The sequence below is a fragment of the Pirellulales bacterium genome (assembly GCA_035546535.1).
In the GTDB taxonomy this organism is placed as follows: domain Bacteria; phylum Planctomycetota; class Planctomycetia; order Pirellulales; family JACPPG01; genus JACPPG01.
The window spans coordinates 1-18,580 of record DASZWQ010000184.1; the positions used below are offsets into that span (position 1 = coordinate 1).

Genomic DNA, 18,580 nt, shown 5'->3' on the forward strand with positions numbered 1-18,580 from the left:
CCAGCCGCGTGGCGATCAGCTCCTTCAACCGCAACGTGGCGGGCGACTGCCGCCGCGGAAATTCGGCCATGAAGGCGACACCGGCCCGCTCGACGCGCTCCTTGATCAGTTGCGCCTGGCTCATGTCCAGCTCCATGCTGAAGGCGCAATAGATCGCCTTGCCGGCATCGCAAGCCGCGAGAATGGGCAGGCAGCCATACCATTGCGGCGAGAGCATCAGCACCGCGTCGATATCGTCGCGCCGCGCGAGCGAGCGAAATCCATCGACTTGAATCGCGTTGAACTCGCGCGCCGCTTGTTCGGCCCGCAGTGCGACCTGGTCGAAGATCGCGCGCACTTCATAGCGATCGCTCAACGTACGTAGCGCAGCCCGATGTCGGACTTCCCAGTTGCTGCCGAGGCCGACAAGGCCGACGCGAAGCTTCATTGAGATTGCAAAGCGCGAAGTGACGAACCGAACCGCGGGCCAGCGCATCGGCCCGCCGCTTCCCCGCTACAGGCGGGTTCGAGCGAGGTGGTAATCCGAGTGATAAAGGGAACAAATTGTACCCGATCCCCGCCGATTCGCTCAATCATTCTGCAGTTCCAAGTCCAAATAATTTTTGCACTTGGGACGCACGCAGATTTTCGTAAGTAAAGAGCCAGTCGCAGGCAGCGCAGCGTCAAAGATTATCCAACCGGAAAATTCACCGCACTTTATCGTTGCACATTCATCTCACCCGGTTACACTGGTCGAATTCTCCGGGGCGATTTGGCCCGCCGGCTCCATACGGCGACGGACCGACAGGGAGGAAACGAGCAGCGACTCATTCGTGTGATTGGAAAGCGTTCAATCACGAAATGCTGGCTCGCTGCGACCGTGTGCTCAGGGAATGTGTTGACCATGGAGTGTTAGCTGGCAGCCCGTTCGCGTAATCGCCCGCCCTTGGCCTGCCGTCAGGCAAGCCTTCGATACGCCGCATTTATCCCCGCAACGATCGGCCTTACCGGCCCCCGATTCGCCGGCCCGCTGATCCCCTGACTTGTAATCAAGGAGAACGACATGACGACGATCTCTCTGGCCATCGTCCTACAAACGGCCGCCTTAGTGACGACCACCAATTCGCAGACGTACGCTGATGCCCGTGCCAAGACCGCCGAAACCGGCAAGCCGCTGGTGGTGCTCGTGGGTGCCGACTGGTGCCCGGCCTGCCAGACCATGAAGAATTCGGCGATGCCGCAAGTGGCCCGTCGCGGCGCCCTGGGCAAGGTTTCCTATGCCGTGGTGAATACGGATCACGAAAGCGGGCTGGCCAAACAGCTGATGCGCGGCGGCTCGATCCCGCAACTGGTCATGTTCCGCGAGACCCCGACCGGCTGGAAGCGCGAGTCGCTGGTCGGCGCCCAGGACCCGGCCACGATCGAATCGTTCATCAACCGCGGCCTGGAAGGGCTCAAAGCTCCCGACAGCTCGGTCACCGAAGCCAGCCGCCCCTCGGGCGAAGAGCGCGAGTAGCAGCCTCGATTTGCGGCTATCGCTCGACCTCAGATACACGCGCCCCCGGCGCCGGATTCACGGCGCCCGGGGGACGCTTTTCTTCGCGCTCGGCCGCTCATTGTGTACGGCCCATTATCCGCACCTGCGGCCCTCGGCTTGCAGTCCGAAAGCGACTGCGGTAGAACCGATCGCGCGCTCGCGGCCCTTTGCGCAGCCGCTCTAAGTCGTCTCTCCCCGTTTTCCCGCCTGTGGAACTCCCATGCCACGTATCCTGGTGACTCCCTACTTGCTGCACGGTGTTCGCGGCAAGTACAGCGACATTCTCGAACAAGCCGGATTCGAAGTCACGTTCCCGACCGTCGCCGAGCCCGACCTCAAGGGGGCCGCGCTCATCAAGGATCTCGAAGGCGTCTCCGGCGTGCTGGCCGGCTCCGAACCGTACACGCCCGAAGTGCTGAAAGCCTCCAAGGTTCGCGCGATCGCCCGGGCAGGCGTCGGTTACGATGCCATCAATTTGGCCGCCGCCAACGAGTTGAAAGTTGCCGTCACGATCGCGCCGGGCACCAACGAACATTCGGTGGCCGAGCAGACGATCGCGCTTTTGTTCGGTGTCTTTCGCGACGTCGCCCGGCGCGACCGCGAAGTGCGCAGCGGCGTCTGGGGGCGCCGCCCGCTGTGGCGCTTGGCCGGACGCACCATGGGGCTGGTGGGCCTGGGGCGCATCGGCCGCGCCGTCGTGCCGCGCGCCATGGGGCTGGGCCTGCGCGTTATCGCGTTCGATCCCGTGGCCGATCGCGACTTCGCCGCCCGGCAGGGCGTCGAGCTGTGTTCCTTCGAAGAATTGCTGGCCCGCTCGGACATTGTCAGTCTGCACCTGCCGGCCACGGCCGAAACGCGCGACTTGATCAATCGCCGCACGCTCGGCTTGATGCGCCGCGGCGCGGTGCTGATCAATACTTCGCGCGGCGGCTTGATCGACGAGGATGCGCTGGTCGAAGCGCTCCAGAACGGCCAACTGGCCGGCGCGGGGCTTGATGTCTTCAAGGTCGAGCCCCTACCGACGTCGAGTCCGCTGGTGAAGCTCGACAACGTCGTGCTGGCGCCGCACATGGGTGGGCTGGACGAAGAGTCGGCCGAGGCCATGGCCTGCCTGGCTGCCCAATGTCTGGCGAATCTCTCACGCGGCCAATGGCCCGACGGCTGCGTCGTCAACGAGCAGCAAATCCGCAGCGGCTGGAAGTGGTAGCACCCGAACGCATCGGGCATGCAATTCGCCACGATTAGTTCCACGCGGGAACCGATCGGGTGCCTGCGCGCACGCTGGCATTGCCAGCGTGCTGCCACTCGCCTGGCTGGACGAGAGCTCCGCCGGCAGAGTTGACTCGAAAAATTCGCTGCGATTCGGTCATGTTACCTGATCGTTCAGGTCGAATATCAACGCACACGCACTTGCGCCGCGCATGCGCCAGCGGCTGACAGGCTGCTAGGGTTGCTCCTGGTCAGGATAAAGGAACTCAAACGATGTCCATCCCTCGATCTCTTCGCCGTACCAGCGGCGTAGCGAGCTTGCTCTTGGCTTCATGGACCGGTCAGGCCGCGCACGCCGCGCCGACCGTCGCCGATGCCTTGAAGCTGACGCCGGTTCAGAAGGAAATCGAATTCACCACGCCCGCCAAAGACACCATCGAACAGTGTACGATCAAGCCCGAGAAGTTCGACAACCACACGGGCTGGGTGATCCGCGACAAGGCCGGCCAGATCCTGCGCCGCTTTGTCGACACGAACGCCGACAACGTCGTGGATCAATGGTGCTACTACCAGGACGGCATCGAGGTCTATCGCGACATCGACGCCGACTTCAACGGCAAGCCTGACCAGTGCCGCTGGTTCAACATGGCCGGTACGCGCTGGGGCCTGGACACGAACGAAGACGGCAAGGTCGATCGGTGGAAGGAAATCTCGGCCGAAGAAGCCAGCGACGAGCTCGTCCGCGCGCTCGGCGCCAAAGACCCGGCCCGCTTTACCCGCCTGCTGCTCACGACCGACGAGCTGAAGGCGCTCGGGCTGGGCGAGGCGCGCAGCGAAGAACTGAAAACAAAAATCACCTCCGCGCCCGAGCAATTCCATAAGTTGCTCGCTGGGCAGAAGACCGTCGGCACCGATGCTCGCTGGCTGCAATTCGGCGGCGCTCGTCCTGGCATCATGCCGGCCGGCACCGATGGCTCGACCAAGGACGTGATGATTTACGACAACGCCGTGGTTGTCGCCGAGTCGAATGGCAAGCACTTGCAACTGCAGCTCGGCACGCTCGTGAAGGCGGGCGACACGTGGCGTTTGATCGGCTTGCCACAGATCGAGGGCGAGGGCGAAGCCACCGCGCCCCCCGGCATGCTCGGCCCGTCGCGCCCGAGCGCTCGTGCCGAAGAAGACGCGGAAAAAGATGCCGGGGGCCCGCCGCAGAGGTTGCTCGCCGAGTTGGAACGTCTCGATAAGCTTTCCGACGACGCTGCGGATCCCAAAGAGCAGGGGAACATTGCCGCTCAAAAGGCCGTGGTCATGCAAGAGATTGCCGGCATGGTCGGCGCTCCAGAAGATCGTGCCCAATGGATTCGCCAGGCAGCCGACTTCATGAGTGCCACGGTGCAGTCCGGCATTTGGCCCGAGGGTGTCGATCGCCTCGCGGAATTGCACGGCAAGCTGGCCAAGGATCCGGCCGGCGAAGAGCTAGCGGCTTATGTCGAATTCCGTCACATCACTGCGGAATACGGTGCGGCGCTGGCGAAAGGCGAAGAGTTCGGCAAGGTGCAAGCCAACTGGCTCGCCAGACTGGAAAAGTTCGTCAAAGATCATCCCAAGTGTGCCGACACGGCCGAAGCCATGCTGCAATTGGCCATGGCTCAGGAGTTCGCCGGCCAGGACGAAGAAGCCAAGAAGTGGTACGGCGAAATTCGCACCAACTTCCCCGATTCCGGCACGGCCCGCAAAGCCACCGGCGCCATCGCCCGCCTGGATTGCGTGGGCAAGCCGATCGGCCTGAAGGGAACGAACGTCAACGGCAAACCGGCCCCGGTGAACCTGGCCCAGTTCAAGGACAAGGTGGTGCTCATCCAGTACTGGGCCACCTGGTGTGAGCCGGCCGTGGTCGATCTCGCCCAGCTCAAGGAAGTGCAAAGCAAGTACGCTAAGGATGGTCTGCAGATCATCGGCGTCAGCCTGGATAACAAACCCGAGGACCTGGCCGAATTCCTGAAGGAGCACAAGCTCCCTTGGCCGCAGATCTTCGAGCCGGGCGGACTCGATAGCAAGCTGGCCAACGAACTGGGCATCCTCACCCTGCCGACGATGATCCTGGTGGGCAAAGACGGTAAGGTGGTGAATCGCAACGTCCACATCACGGAGCTGGAGCGCGAGGTGGGCAACATCTTGCACCCGTCGACGGCTCGCAAAAAATAGCCGCGAGTGTTGTAAAACGTGCAACGCTCTCCGTCGTCAACTCTGCTAGCAACCCATGACCTCGGTGCGAAGAATCGCCTTCGCACCGAGGTTTTTTCGTCGGCGTAACCTGCTGATCGCTGCGAGAGTTAAATCGCCGTCTTCCCGTCGCCAGCGCGACGGCGTTGAAAAAATGATCTTTCCCGGCACGCCACTCGCTGCTACGCTCGCCCCAAGCCGTCAAGGATGCCGGCCCTCGGTTGCGACGCGTCCCGCAAACGCGTCTCGACTGTCCACGACCCCTCGCCCTGGCTCGCGCAGTTGATGTTGCGCAGGCAGCGGCGCTCGCCCTTCCGCATGATGTGGAGCCGCGATGCATCACGACCTTCATTCGTTTGTGCCTTTGTGGTGGTTTGCCGCCGTTCAAGCTCTCGGCCTGGTCAGCGCCTGGTTCGCGCGCGTACACCAAGGGACGCATCGCCAGGGCGCCTTTCACGGCATGTTCTTCTTGCTGCTGGCTGCCGTCGGCGTCACGACGCTGGCCATGGCGTTGACCAGCCCGGCCGGGTCACTCGTTACCGGCACGACGCTGGCCGTGATGGTGCTGACCACGGTGTGGGATTTCCACGGCGGTAAAAAGGCGCTGGCCCGCTAGCGAACAACTCTTCTCTTCGCTTAGCGGTGCGCCGCAGGCGCCTTCCCTGTTTAGCGGTGCGCCGCAGCCGCCCTCGATTTCCCCGCTCCATAGCGGCTGTCGCGCTCTCGCGACCCTTTCTGACCGCTATCACGATTGCCTCGTTTGCCGGTCTTCGCCCGAAGGACCGCCAAAGTCGGCAAAATCGAAAAAAAGGCTACCTTCCGCAGAGCTTCAGGTCGAAATCTATATCCAGGCAATTCGATCGTGCAGGGAGGTTGCGCGGGGGGTTCGTCGCATCTTCCAGGCCGTTACTAGCATCGGGCGCGATTCGTCCGACCCCGGCCGCACCGACGTGTACGGATCTTATTTGCTCACGACGACCGCCGCGTGCCCCCTATGTCCGGTCAGACGGTCATGGGGCGAAACAGACCACGCGAAGTCGGCACGTCATAAGAAATGAGCCCCTAGCGCGAAGGAACGAGCGATCTTCGCCAAGAATCATTACACGCTTGCGATCGAAAGGGAGGGACGGAGCATGCGACGTTTTTTCTTCGCGCTGGCGACGTGCGCCGCGGCCACTGTCTGGCCGAGCATCGCGTCGGCCGACAATAAGGAATTTTCACAGGCGGTCGCCGCTACCTTGCGCGACAGCGGACGCTTGTCCGACTACAAGATCGGCGTCACCACCAAGGACGACGTCGTCTACCTCAATGGCCAGGTGTCCAGCCAGCAGCAGGCCCAGGTCGCCGTGCAAATGGCTTCGTCCATGCCGGGCGTGAGCAAAGTCGTGAACCATCTCGAGATCAAGTCGAGCAAGAAATCCGCCGGCGGCATGCAGCAATCGAAGCTCGAGGCCGGTGCCGCCCAGATGGCGGCCGACGCGCAAGGCGCCGTCGAAGAGGGCATGACCACGATGCGCAAAACGATCTTCCCCGATCCTTCGATCCCGGCGAAGAGCGCCAACAAGGGCCTCTTGAGCAAGGGAAAGAAGCCGGCGGTTGCGGCCGCTCGGCGCCCCTCGCAGCAGGCCTATGCCGTGCAGCAGGTCTCGCAGAACGTGCCGGAATCGTTCACGCCGAGCGATGGCGCGCAAATGATGCAGGCCCCCATGATGCAAGGGCCAGGCATGCAAGGTTCGATGATGCAGGGCCCCATGATGCAAGGACCTATGCAAGGTCAGATGATGCAAGGACCCATGCAGGGCCAAATGATGCAGGGCCAAATGATGCAGGGCCAGATGATGCAGAATCCCGCGATGCGCGTGGCCATGGCCCCCTTGGGCGTGGCGGGCGCCGCGGCCGGCGCCGCGATGGGGCAATGCCCTCCGGGCGCAGGCGGCATGGGTGGCGGCCCTGGCGGCGGCGGCTATGGTGGCCCGGCCCCCATGGGTGTGCCGGCCGTCAGCGGCGGCGTCGCTCCGGCGCGCTACGACCAGCCGTATATGCCGAACTACGCGTGGCCGAGCTACGCTTCGTATCCGAACTACGCCGCCGTGGCCTATCCGCGACAATACTCGCCCACGGCCTGGCCCTACATCGGTCCGTTCTATCCGTATCCCCAAGTGCCGCTCGGCTGGCGCAAGGTGATGCTGGAATGGGACGATGGTTGGTGGATGCTGAACTTCAAGCAGTAAGCATTCGCGCCGCGTCTCGGTGCCAGAAACTTCACAGGCCCCGCTTTGCAAAGAGCGGGGCCTGTTCTTTTTGCTGCAAGGCAGCGCTCGATCACGTGCTGCGCCGAGGCGTGCGAATCACGCAAGGGCATTTTCTCGCCTCACCGGAAAAACCCGCAAGTTCGGCACAGTTTGACACGATAACAACCTCATCTGGTGATTGGGTTCGTGCGCCGAGTATCGCACGTAATGCAAACGCAGCTGATTGCCAGGCAAGGAATGACGAACGGAAAGCGTCGTTCGGACGGCCGATTTTCGAGGGGGGATTGCTGCCATGTCAGCTCGTCACGTGAGAATTCTGTTGCTGGTCGCTTCGGCGCTCCCGGTTTTCACCGCGAGCGGCTGCATGTGGCCGCTCGCCACCGCGTCGGGCCCCATGTGGCAGTTTCCCTGGCCGGTGCCCGTCAGCCCGTACTACCAGAAGAAGCACGAAGACAAGTTCTGGGTACACGAGCGCTACGAGCGGGTGCCGATCCTCGGCCCGGTCACCGGCCCCGATGAGCCGGTCGCTCTGGATCCTCCCAGCCCCGACGAAGTGATGCGGGCCTTGGAAAAGATCCATCCCGTGTCGGGTAACGTGCCGCTGTTGTATGAGAAGCAGCGTAACAACGTCCGCATGACGATCGAGAAAATCGCCGACTACACCGATCCGCCGCGTTTCTACCCGCTGATCGGTCCGGCGCAGCATCACCACTGCCATTACAAGTGTACGGTGTACTACAGCGATACGACGCGCTGCGGATATCCGGTGCCGACGACCACGGTCGACGAAGACGCCCGCGAGGTGATCTACATCGACCACAACCACCTGCACATGGTGGGGAACGTCGACGACAAGGACATTGGTATCCCCTAAATCAGAACCTTGGTCTGATGTGCCTCGCGCCTGGCACGCAACGCTGCAAAGCATTTCGAGAACGCCGCCGAGGCCATCGGTTTATGAGAGAAGGTTGCCATGCAACCGCGCTTCGTCATAGCGGCCTGTGCCGCGCTGTCGCTAGCCTTCGGGCCGACGGCGACGCTCCGCGCGGACCAGGCGGATGACCAATATCGGCTGGCGGCCGTACACTACCAGCACAAGCGCTGGGACCTGGCCGCGGCCGAGTTTCGCACCTTCCTCAAGGATCACCCGCGCGACACGCGCAGCGACCAGGCACAGTTCTACCTGGGCGAAGCGCTCGTACAACTCCGTGATTTTTCGTCCGCGGCGCAGCACTTTGCCGCCGCGCAGCGCTCGACCAGCGCTGACCTGGCCCGCAAGGCCTTGTTTCGTACTGGCGAAGCCCAGTACCTGGCGGGCCGATCCGTCGATGCCGAGCGCGAGCTGGAAAAGTTTTGCGAGCGCTTTCTGCACGACAAGCTCGCTCCATTCGCTTTTGCCTACCGTGGCGAGATGGCGCTGGCGGGCGAGCGCATCGACGACGCCGAACATCATTTCCGCCAGGCTCTCGACGGCGATCTGACCGGACCATTGGCCGACGATTGCCGGCTGGGTCTGGCCGAAGTGTGGCAGCGGCAGCGTCGCCCCGATGACGCGCGGCAATTGCTCACGAATCTTGTCGCGGGCGGCGGGGCGAAAGCGCCCGAAGCGCATTTCCGCTTGGCGCTCTACGCGTATGCGGCTGCCGATTATCAGGCGGCCGATCAAGAGTTCGCCTTGTGCGCGTCGATGGCAGGCGACGCAAGCGACGATCATGCGCCGGCCGCACAGCAGTCGTTAGGAGATCGTGCCCGGCTAGGACGCGCTCGCTCCCTGTATCACTTGAAGAAGTACGACGAGGCGATCGCCGCGCTCGATCCCCTGACCGATCATGGCCTGTTGCGCGGTGAAGCGCGCTACTGGCTCGGGCTCACGCGCAAGGCGCAGGGTAATCTCGACGCGGCCGCACCGTTGCTAAGCGCTGCAGCCGATGCCGCGACCACTGCCGAGCGGCAATCGGCCGCCTTGGCCGAACTGGCGACCTGTTACGCCGCGGCAAAACATTTCGATAAGGCGCGAACCGCCTACAAATCATTCCTCGACGCGCACCCAGGCGACGAACTCCGTCTCACGACAACCGAGATCCTGGCTGACACAGCCCTGGAGCATCAGGAAACATCCTGGGCCAGCGCGTTGTACGAGTCGCTCTCCCACGAAGAGTCCTTCGCCGATCCTGCCGCCCGCGGCTTGCTTGGGCTGGCCCGAGCCCAGCTTGCTGCTGACCACGCGAACGACGCCGCAACGACGCTGGTGCGGCTCACCGAACGATATCCACAGGCACCGTGCGCAGCCGAAGCCGAATTATTGCGAGGCCAGATCCTCGAACAGCTCGATCGCCCGGACGAAGCGCTCGCAACGTATGCCGCCGTGGTAAAGAACCACGAAGCGCGGCCGGAAGCCGACGACGCTCTGGCGCGATCTGCCCAAATTTGCGTGTCGTTAAAGCGATTCGCCGACGCCGGCAAGTATTATCAAAAACTACTCGCACGGCCGGCCCACAAGCCCGATGGCGATGCGATCCTTTATCGCTGGGCATGCGCGGAATTGCGTGCCGAAAAGCAGGATGCCGGCCATGACCTGTTGGCCCGGTTGCGAAGCGAGTATCCCGACAGCGAATTCTTTGCCGAAGCCACGTGTCGGCTGGCGCAGGAGGAAATTCAAAAGCGACAGTATGATCGCGCCGACGAGCTTTTGGAGTCCCTCGACGACAAGTCGCTAACGGCCGACGTGCAAGCGCGCTGGTTGTTCCTGCGCGGACAATCGGCGGCGGCCCAGGAGAAATGGCCGGCCGTGGCGGCGCCCTTGGAAAAACTCATCGCCAGCGATCGCAACTCGCCGTTGCGCGCCGCCGCCGAATATTGGATCGCCGAAGCGGCCTACCATCAGGAACAATTCGAGGACGCCGCGCGACGTTTCGCCGCCCTTGACGAAAGGCTTTCCGGCGACGCCGCGGACCAGGCCGCCCCGTGGCGGGCCATGATTCCGCTGCGCCGCGCACAGATCTACGCCCACGCCGGACAATGGACCGAAGCTTTGGACATGGCCGAGGCTCTGACGCGGCAGTTTCCCGACTTTCCGCAACAGTACGAGGCGGATTACATCGTCGGCCGGGCCCACGCGGCGCGGGCCGAATTCGACGAGGCCCGGCAGGCTTATCGTCGCGTTCTGACGTCGCCGACCGGTCGCAAATCCGAAACCGGGGCGATGGCCCAGTGGATGATCGGCGAAACTTACATGCACCAGCGCGACTATCGGGCCGCTCTGGCGGAATACCTGAAAGTCGAGATTCTGCACGCCTTTCCCCACTGGCAAGCGGCCGCCTTGCTGCAAGCGGGCAAGTGCCAGGAACAACTCAAACGGCCAGGCGAAGCCGCCGCCACCTATCAGCGGCTGCTGCGCGAATTTCCCGACACCAACTTCGACCAGGAGGCCGCCCTGCGGCTCGCCAAACTCCGACGATGAACGAACATCCACTCGTCATCCCCATGCGGCGGCAAACCTTCACAGGACCACGAACCATGCGTACCTCGGCTTCCAAACTCTATTTGCGGCTGGCGCTTTTGGTCGCCGTCGCCGGGCTGGTACTGCCCGTGGTCCTCGCAAGATCGAGCGCCGCGCAATCTTCGGCCGCGCAGACGGAAGCGGCGGCATCGGTCGACGCCGAGGGGGGCGCGCCGCCGACACCGGTTGCCTTTTCCGAGAAGAATTTGTTCTCGATCGTCAAGGCCGGCGGCGTGATGATGATCCCCATCCTCTGCTGCTCGTTCGTGCTGCTTGTGTTCACCTTCGAGCGCGCTATCTCGCTGCGCACCGGTCGCGTCATACCGCGGCCGTTCGTCAAGCGCTTCATGCACCGTCTGCACGAAGGCGAACTGGACCGCGATCAGGCGCTGGTGCTGTGCGAAGAAAACGGCAGCCCCGCGGCGCAGGTGCTCGCGCACGGCGTGCGTAAATGGGGTCGCCCGGCGGTCGAAATCGAACAAGCGTTGCTCGACGGTGGTGAGCGCGCGGTGAACGGTTTGCGCCGCTACTTGCGCGTACTCAACGCCATCGCCACGATTTCCCCGTTGCTCGGGCTGCAGGGAACCGTGTTCGGCATGATCCATTCGTTCAATCAGATCTCGGCCAGCGACGCCATGGGCAAGCAAGAAATGCTGGCCGGCGGCATCAGCGAAGCCTTGCTCACGACTGCCGGCGGGCTGACCGTGGCCATTCCCGCCCTGGCCGCGTACTTGTTCTTCCTGGGGCGCGTCGACCGGCTGGTGATCGAAATGGACAGCCTGGGCCAGGAGCTGGTTCACGAAATCTCGGCCGAGGCCATCGCCGAAAGCGAAAAGCCACGTACCTCGCGAGCGCGCCGCGAAGCCGCCTGACCGCCGCGCGTCGCACGCCACGCATCAAACATCAAGGCGCCGCTGCCATGCCACTGAAAACGCAACTCGACGAAATGCCCAGCTTGAACATGACGTCGATGATCGACATCGTGTTCCTGTTGATCATCTTCTTCATGGTCGGAACGAAATTCGCCCAAGAGGAACGCAAGATCGCGCTCGAAGTGCCGCGCGTCAGCGACCGTGGCGCGCTGACAAGTGCCCCGGATCAACGCGTCGTGAACGTCTATCGCGACGGCGAAATCATGCTCGACGGCAAAAGCATCTCCCTCGCCGAACTCACGGCCAAATTGACCGGCGCACGCAAGCAGTATGCCGACCTGGGCGTACTCGTACGCGGCGACGGCAGCGGCGAATTCCAGCGCGTGGCCGACGTTCTGAACGCCTGCAAGCAGGCGGGTATCGCGCAGCTCGCAATCTCGGTGAAAGTCGACGGGCGACGGAGATAGCCGGATGAGTGCGCTCGTGCAGCCGCTGCTCGATTTTCTCCTCAGCCCGCGCGTCGTCGTCGGGCTGGTGTGGAGCGGCGTCGCGGCAATCACCGTTGCCCTCGTGATCCTCATGCGCACGCGCTGGGGGCATGAACAGCCGCTACGCAAGTGCGTGATCCTGTCGTTGTTCGCGCACCTGCTGTTCATCGCCTACGCCACCACCGTCCATATCGTCCGCTCGCACCCCGGCGGCCACGGGCGCGGGCATGGCACGGCCATACGCATTACCGACCTGGTGGGTTACGACACCGTCGACGCTCCCGGGATTGCGAACGGACAGGATGGCGGGCACGAGACGGCGCCCTGGGACGCCCCGTCCGAATCCCCGCCTGTCGATCCCCAGCTCGTCGAGGCACCGCTCGATGAATCGCTGAAACCGCTCGATTCCGCAGTGCCGATCGCCGCGGCTCCCGCCATCGCGATTCCGACGATCGCGCACGCGCACGAAGAACCGCCGATCGCGGCCCCTGAAACGAGTCACGCAGCGCCGCAAGTAGCGCCCGAGCCGATCGAGGTTGCCGCGCAAACCGAGCCTGCGGCAGCGCCGGTCGACGTGCGACCGTCGAGCCTCGACCCGTTACCCGAGGCGGCAGCAGTGGCGGCCTCCGCGGCCGCGGCAGTGGATACGGCGCCGCGGATCGATGCCCCGGCCGCGGCGCCCTTGGCGGATGTGAACAGCATGGCGACAGACGACGCCCTGCTGGCTGGCCAAACGACGGCGCGCACCGCAAGCGCCGTGCCGGCGGAGGAAGCCGATTTCGGCCCGTTGGTGGCGATACGCCCGCGGCCGACGGTGACGGCCGCCAAACCGACCGAAAACCCGGACGCTCCTGCGGCGCCCGAGGGCGCGCACGTCGTGCCGGAGATGTATCGCGAGCGCGCCGCCGCCAACCGTCTGCGCATCGCCGAAAGCTACGGCGGCTCGGCTCAGACCGAAGCGGCGGTCAACGCCGCGCTCGACTGGCTGGTCAAGCACCAGGCCGCCGACGGGCGTTGGGATGCCAGCGATCACGGCGCGGGACGCGAAACGCTCACGCACGGTCACGATCGCAAAAGCGCAGGGGCCCAGGCCGATACAGGGCTGACCGGCCTGGCTCTACTCGCCTTTCTGGGATCCGGTCATACACATCAAAGCGGCGCGCACGCCGCCACCGTGAAGCGCGGGATCGATTTCCTGCTCTCCTCACAAGCGGCCGATGGCAATCTGGCAGGCAACGCCGAACTCTTCGCTCATATGTACTGCCACGGCATGGCGACGCTGGCGCTGTGCGAAGCGTCGGCCATGACCGGCGACGAAAACCTGGCGCGCCCCGTTCGTCGCGCGATTGCCTACACCGTCGCCGCGCAAAATCTGGCCACCGGTGGCTGGCGCTACAAGCCTCCTTACCCGCGCGGCGAACGAGGCGACACCAGCCAGCTCGGCTGGCAGTTGATGGCGCTCAAGAGCGCTGAATTCTCCGGTGTGGCCATTCCCGAGCGGACGCGGCAGGGAATCATTCGCTACTTGAACAGCGTCTCGTCGGGCACAAGCGGTGGTCTCGCGTCTTACCGGCCGGAGGAACAGGCCACGCATTCGATGACGGCCGAAGCCCTGGTCTGTCGCGAGTTCCTCGATCTGCCCGTGGCCGGCGCCGGCGACGAAGCCCGCGATTTCCTGCTGGGACAGTTGCCGGGCCAGGGTGCGCCGAACTTCTATTACTGGTACTACGGCACGCTGGCGATGTTTCGCCTGCAAGGCCCGCGCTGGGTGAAGTGGAACGAGGCGGTGAGCACGGCGCTCGTCAACAGCCAGGTCGGATCGGGCGACGGATCGGGCAGTTGGGACCCCGATCCCTTGTGGGGCGGCTACGGCGGCCGCGTCTTCTCGACGTCGCTGGGGGCTCTGTGCCTCGAGGTCTATTACCGCTACCTGCCGCTCTATAATGCGGTGGGAGGCGAGGCCACGGCCGGTCGGCTGAAGACGGCCAAGTAAGACCAGTGCCCGCAGGGCACCCTACCGGAGAAAGCGGGTTTGCCGCGGGCGAAATCTCGCCTTTTCCCAGGCCGGCGGCAATTGATTTGACTGGCCACTAGCTGTCAGTAAAATTAAGCAGGTAGGGTGGTTGCGCCTACCCAACGCGTTGTGGCCTTGGCATCACGCTCTGCGGGCCGGCGCGACCTCGAAAAATCCTGCCTCGAACACCTTCTGGCTCCCTTGTCGGTCGGCCCTCGACCGGCGAATCTCGAAAGAGGATTGTATGCTCCCCCTCGCCATGATCGGTCCTACCGAGATTCTGATTGTTGGAGCCGTGATCCTGTTGCTCTTCGGCAACCGGCTGCCCAGCGTCATGCGCTCGGTCGGACGGAGCGTCGTGGAGTTCAAGAAGGGGGTCCAGGGCATCGAGGACGATTCCGAGGGGACCGCACCCCCCGTGACGCAAGCCAAGAAATAGATGCGCCGGAGTAACCTGCACGATGTTCGGTCTGAGCCCGATGGAAATCGCGATCGTGGGCGCCGTTGCCGTGCTGCTCTTCGGCAGCCGTTTGCCGAGCGTGGCCCGTTCGCTGGGCAAAAGCATGACGGAATTCAAAAAAGGTCTGAACGAAATCAACGAGCCGATCCGTAAAATCGGAGAGGATGACGACGACGATCAAGCAGGTGCGTTGGTCGCTCGATAGCCGCACGACGGGCATTAGAACGCTTCCGCACGCACTAGAAGAATGAGGACAGAGCTATGTTTGGTCTGAGCCCGATGGAAATCGCGATCGTGGGCGCCGTTGCCGTGCTGCTCTTCGGCAGCCGTTTGCCGAGCGTGGCCCGTTCGCTGGGCAAGAGCATGACCGAGTTCAAGAAGGGGCTCAGCGGCATTGAAGACGAGGTAAACACCGCCTCCTCGCGTCCCAGCCGCGTCACGAACTATCCGCCGGCCGACGATCGCGACGAAGCGACCGCCCCGAAGTTCGTTCCGCCCACGAGCGAGCCCACGGCCGTCGAACCGAAGAACGAGAATACCGTCGGGGCCTAAGCCGGCGGACGCATTCCCCGCTGCGCCGAGCCTTTCGGCGTTTACCCTGTTTCGCTCGCTGCGCTAGCGTTGCGCGCCCCCTCACTCCGCCGACTTCTGGCGACCGAGCGCCCGACCTATCGCGCCGGACGTTTTGCCGTGGAGGGCTTGCGCGCCTGCACCAGCGTGTACGGCTGGCGGGGCGGGTAGGCCAGAAACACGGCCGGGTCATCGATGATCCAGCCGGTTGTCCAGTTCTGGCCGTCGTTCGAGCCAAAGATGTCGAAGAAGACATCGATGAAGTACAGGCACTGGAAGTTGTAGGGGAACTGCGACCCCACGCGATTCGCGGCTGTCAGATCGCCGACCCCCTGCCGCACGTAGTAGTGAATCATGCCGTCGCCCGTAAACGACATGCCCAACGTGTACCAGCCGCTCTCCTTGATCGGAGTGATGCGATAGTCGCCGCCGGGATTCGACGCGCGGATGACCCAGTAGGCGGGCGCCTCTTTCTTCGACCGGTCGGCCGGCCGCTTGTAGTTGACGAAGATGCCCGGCCAATACGGCTCGGTTTCGTCCTTATCCGGTTTCTTCCCGCGCACCGTAGCGCGCAGGCCGAATGACGAGCCGCTGCGCTCTTCAAATTCCTCGAACGGCGGAACATAAACGCGCACCACGACGCTTGGCCCCTGCCCTACGGGGATATAGCGTCCGATCCGCGCATTCACGCTCATGAAGACGTCGTCTTGCTCGCCTTTGCGCGTCAACTGCCCGGGAATGCCCGTCGCTTTCGAGGCCATCAACAGCGACCAGGCACTTCCTTCCAGGCCCCCTTCGGGCGTGGGGACGCGCTGCATGACGTCGGGCTGGCCGCGATCGATATTCTCGCGCCAGCGGCCGTTCTTCGACCGTCCGGCCGGAAGACGCGCGTTTTTATCAAGGTCGACGCTGGCCTTGGGGCTGTTGAAGTTATAGCTCCACTCGGGATCTTCGAAATCGTCGCCGACGATATCGAGCACTTGGCCGGTGCCGGGCACCAGCCCCGCTGCCTGGGCGGGGACCATTGTGCAGAACGACATGCCACAGGCGGCAATTAACCAGCTAGCAATCGCGTGCTTGATCTTCATGGCCCTGGCCCAGCGACGGTGGATGAGAGAACTTGCGAGCGCGTACTTCCGGCTTATCGGATACCCCGCAGTAACCAGTGCAGCCGCGGCGACCGTCGCCCGCGCAATTCGCCACAACGACCGCGCGAATGCAAATCGCACGAATTGCCTGAATCGCGCCGTTGGCGATGCGAAGGACCGCAGTGCTTGCGGCGCCAGCAAGTGTCGCGTTAGGCTTATCTCGCGCTGGCCGCTTGTTTCAGCGCCGTGCGTGCCTTTTGTTTCTGGGGCGCAATAACCGCCCGCTGTGCCAGCAAGGGTTGCCAGGCCTATGGCTGATTTCGACTTACTGATTCGTAGCGGCACCGTCATCGATGGTTCGGGCAAGCCGCGCGCGCGAGCCGACGTGGCGGTGCGCAATGATCGCGTCGCGGCCACCGGCGCGCTGGCCGACGCCCGCGCTGCGGCGACCATCGATGCAACAGGGCTGATCGTCGCGCCCGGCTTCATCGACGTCCACAACCATTCCGATGGCTGGTTGTTGAAGATACCCCACTTCGCCTCGAAGACATTGCAGGGCTTCACGACCGAAGTACTGATGTCTGACGGCATCTCTTACGCGCCGACCACCACGGCGCTCGCCCCGCAGTGGTTGTATTACTTGCGCTCGCTCAACGGACTGGCCCTGCACGATTACGAAGGGTGGCAATCGATCGGCGATTATATGCAGCTCTTGGATCGTCGCACGGTGCAGAACGTGATCGCGCAGGTGTGCTATGCCAACGTGCGCGTCATGGAGGTCGGTTGGGGACGCGGGCGACCGGACGATAGCCAGTTGCGCCGCATGCGCTACGAAGTGCGCCGTGGCATGGACGAGGGAGCAACCGGCGTCTCGACCGGCTTGGACTACGTCTCGCAGTTCTTCGCCGAGACTGACGAGCTGGTCGAAGTCATTGCCGCTAGCGCCGCTGCCGCAGGCGTCTATGTCACCCACGTGCGCTACAAGCGCGGCACGCTCGCTGGCGTGCGCGAAGCGGTCGAGATCGGCCGCCGCGCGGGAGTGGCCGTCCATATCTCGCACTTGAAAGGTGCCAACCAGCGCGAAGCCGAAGAGCTGCTGGCCTACATCGACAACACAGCGGTACACGAAGTCGATTTTTCGTTCGATATCTATCCCTATCTGCCCGGCAGCTCGATGCTGAACCAACTGCTGCCGTACGAGGTGTGGGAAAACGGTCCCTTGGGCGTGCTGGCCAGGCTGGCGGACCCAACCGTCCGGCGGCATTTCGCCGCGCAACTGGCCGACGGTGCCGTGAGCCTGGAAAACATTCGGATCGCCTGGGTCGGCAGCGTCGATAATCAGCATTTGCGCGGCTTGTCGCTGGCTGAATATGCGCGCCGCGTGGCGCGCCCGCCGGCCGATGCACTGTGCGACCTGTTGATCGAAGAAAACCTGGCCGTGACTTGCGTTTTTCACCTGGCGGACGATTCGCTGGTCGAGCCGTTTCTCGCCCATCCGCGCTTCATGCTCGGCAGCGACGGCATTTATTTCCCCGATGCGCTGGTCCATCCGCGGCAATACGGCTCGGCGCCGCGGATTTTGGGGGCGCTCGTGCGCGAGCGCCGACTCTTCACCCTGGAAGAGGCTGTGCGCAAGATGACGTCGATTCCCGCGACGCGCTTCGGCCTCACTGATCGTGGTGTGATCGAAGAAGGCGCGTTCGCCGACCTGGTCGTTTTCAATCCCGACACGATCACGGACCGCGCCACCTACGCCGATCCGCAGCAGCATGCCGTGGGGGTCGAGCACGTGATCGTCAATGGTACGCCGATCGTCGCCGCCGGCGCGCCGATCGACCGCTTCGATGGACCTCTTCCAGGCCGGGCCCTGCGGTACCGCGCCTGAAGTCAGCGCGTCGCAAGTCTCGATTCGTCCTATGCGGCGACCAAACTCCGCAGCCGCTCGATGACCGCGGCCACCTGCTCGGCAAGCGACCGCGTCGTATCGACCTCGACGTTCGCGATGCCATCAGCCACCGCCTCCAGCGCCAGGCGCTGCCGGTCGAAGAGTTCCGGCCGAGCCTCGGACAAGTCGCCTCCGGCGGCCAGCCGGGCCGCGACGCGCGTCCGCGCGACTTCGTCCGGGCAGTGACAGCGCACGACGAGCACCGCCGCCCGGGCGTCGTTACCCATCGCGGCCGCGCGGCGCAACAATTCGGCAGCGAGAAAGGTACCATCCAGAATGACGCTCTCCCGATCAGCCAGACGCGCCGCGGCCCGCGAAAGCATTTCCTCGTAAACGCGCTGGCGATGGGCCGGCGCATAGCGCCCCTCGTCGAATCCTTCAATCACTGCGTCGTTGGCTGTCCTCGGGCCAAGAAGCTCGCGGCGCAGGGCGTCGGTTTGCAGA

The 18,580-nt window shown here is 63.8% G+C and carries 17 protein-coding genes; 14 read left to right on the forward strand and 3 right to left on the reverse strand.

Annotated features, from left to right (window positions below):
• On the reverse strand, positions 1-427 hold a 427-nt coding region (locus VHD36_21405), incomplete at its 3' end, for a Gfo/Idh/MocA family oxidoreductase (protein ID HVU89902.1).
• A 615-nt stretch (positions 428-1,042) separates the two neighbouring features.
• Here VHD36_21405 and VHD36_21410 point away from each other — a divergent pair.
• From VHD36_21410 to VHD36_21470, 13 genes are all read left to right on the forward strand, one after another.
• Positions 1,043-1,495, forward strand: coding sequence for a thioredoxin family protein (locus VHD36_21410; protein ID HVU89903.1), 453 nt, complete (start codon positions 1,043-1,045; stop codon positions 1,493-1,495).
• Between the two features lie 241 nt (positions 1,496-1,736).
• A complete protein-coding gene (locus VHD36_21415) occupies positions 1,737-2,723 on the forward strand; it encodes a phosphoglycerate dehydrogenase (GenBank protein HVU89904.1) in 987 nt (328 codons plus the stop codon).
• Between the two features lie 275 nt (positions 2,724-2,998).
• Positions 2,999-4,930 carry a redoxin family protein gene (locus tag VHD36_21420; GenBank protein ID HVU89905.1) on the forward strand — a complete coding sequence of 644 codons (1,932 nt, stop codon included), beginning with the start codon at positions 2,999-3,001 and terminating at the stop codon, positions 4,928-4,930.
• A gap of 352 nt (positions 4,931-5,282) precedes the next feature.
• Positions 5,283-5,564 (forward strand): hypothetical protein, encoded by a 282-nt coding sequence (locus VHD36_21425; protein ID HVU89906.1) that lies wholly within the window; start codon positions 5,283-5,285, stop codon positions 5,562-5,564.
• Between the two features lie 517 nt (positions 5,565-6,081).
• Complete coding sequence (locus tag VHD36_21430) at positions 6,082-7,179, forward strand: BON domain-containing protein (GenBank protein ID HVU89907.1); 1,098 nt, start codon at positions 6,082-6,084, stop codon at positions 7,177-7,179.
• A 313-nt stretch (positions 7,180-7,492) separates the two neighbouring features.
• A complete protein-coding gene (locus tag VHD36_21435) occupies positions 7,493-8,074 on the forward strand; it encodes a hypothetical protein (protein ID HVU89908.1) in 582 nt (193 codons plus the stop codon).
• A gap of 99 nt (positions 8,075-8,173) precedes the next feature.
• A complete protein-coding gene (locus tag VHD36_21440) occupies positions 8,174-10,660 on the forward strand; it encodes a tetratricopeptide repeat protein (GenBank protein HVU89909.1) in 2,487 nt (828 codons plus the stop codon).
• A 56-nt stretch (positions 10,661-10,716) separates the two neighbouring features.
• The gene (locus VHD36_21445) at positions 10,717-11,571 is read left to right on the forward strand and encodes a MotA/TolQ/ExbB proton channel family protein (protein ID HVU89910.1); all 855 of its coding nucleotides are present in this window, start codon (positions 10,717-10,719) and stop codon (positions 11,569-11,571) included.
• Between the two features lie 47 nt (positions 11,572-11,618).
• Positions 11,619-12,038 carry a biopolymer transporter ExbD gene (locus tag VHD36_21450; protein HVU89911.1) on the forward strand — a complete coding sequence of 140 codons (420 nt, stop codon included), beginning with the start codon at positions 11,619-11,621 and terminating at the stop codon, positions 12,036-12,038.
• A 4-nt stretch (positions 12,039-12,042) separates the two neighbouring features.
• Positions 12,043-14,052, forward strand: a complete 2,010-nt coding sequence (locus tag VHD36_21455) for a hypothetical protein (protein ID HVU89912.1) — start codon at positions 12,043-12,045, stop codon at positions 14,050-14,052.
• Positions 14,053-14,317: 265 nt separating this feature from the next.
• The gene (locus VHD36_21460; protein ID HVU89913.1) at positions 14,318-14,512 is read left to right on the forward strand and encodes a twin-arginine translocase TatA/TatE family subunit; all 195 of its coding nucleotides are present in this window, start codon (positions 14,318-14,320) and stop codon (positions 14,510-14,512) included.
• Between the two features lie 40 nt (positions 14,513-14,552).
• Positions 14,553-14,738 (forward strand): twin-arginine translocase TatA/TatE family subunit, encoded by a 186-nt coding sequence (locus VHD36_21465; protein HVU89914.1) that lies wholly within the window; start codon positions 14,553-14,555, stop codon positions 14,736-14,738.
• Between the two features lie 56 nt (positions 14,739-14,794).
• Positions 14,795-15,085, forward strand: coding sequence for a twin-arginine translocase TatA/TatE family subunit (locus tag VHD36_21470; GenBank protein ID HVU89915.1), 291 nt, complete (start codon positions 14,795-14,797; stop codon positions 15,083-15,085).
• 116 nt (positions 15,086-15,201) lie between these two features.
• Here VHD36_21470 and VHD36_21475 read toward each other — a convergent pair whose 3' ends face one another.
• Positions 15,202-16,191 carry a hypothetical protein gene (locus VHD36_21475; protein HVU89916.1) on the reverse strand — a complete coding sequence of 330 codons (990 nt, stop codon included), beginning with the start codon at positions 16,189-16,191 and terminating at the stop codon, positions 15,202-15,204.
• A 310-nt stretch (positions 16,192-16,501) separates the two neighbouring features.
• Between VHD36_21475 and VHD36_21480 the strand changes: the two genes are divergently transcribed.
• The gene (locus VHD36_21480; protein HVU89917.1) at positions 16,502-18,076 is read left to right on the forward strand and encodes a D-aminoacylase; all 1,575 of its coding nucleotides are present in this window, start codon (positions 16,502-16,504) and stop codon (positions 18,074-18,076) included.
• A 29-nt stretch (positions 18,077-18,105) separates the two neighbouring features.
• Here VHD36_21480 and VHD36_21485 read toward each other — a convergent pair.
• Positions 18,106-18,580 (reverse strand): AAA family ATPase (locus tag VHD36_21485; GenBank protein ID HVU89918.1); only part of this gene is annotated, 475 nt, incomplete at its 5' end.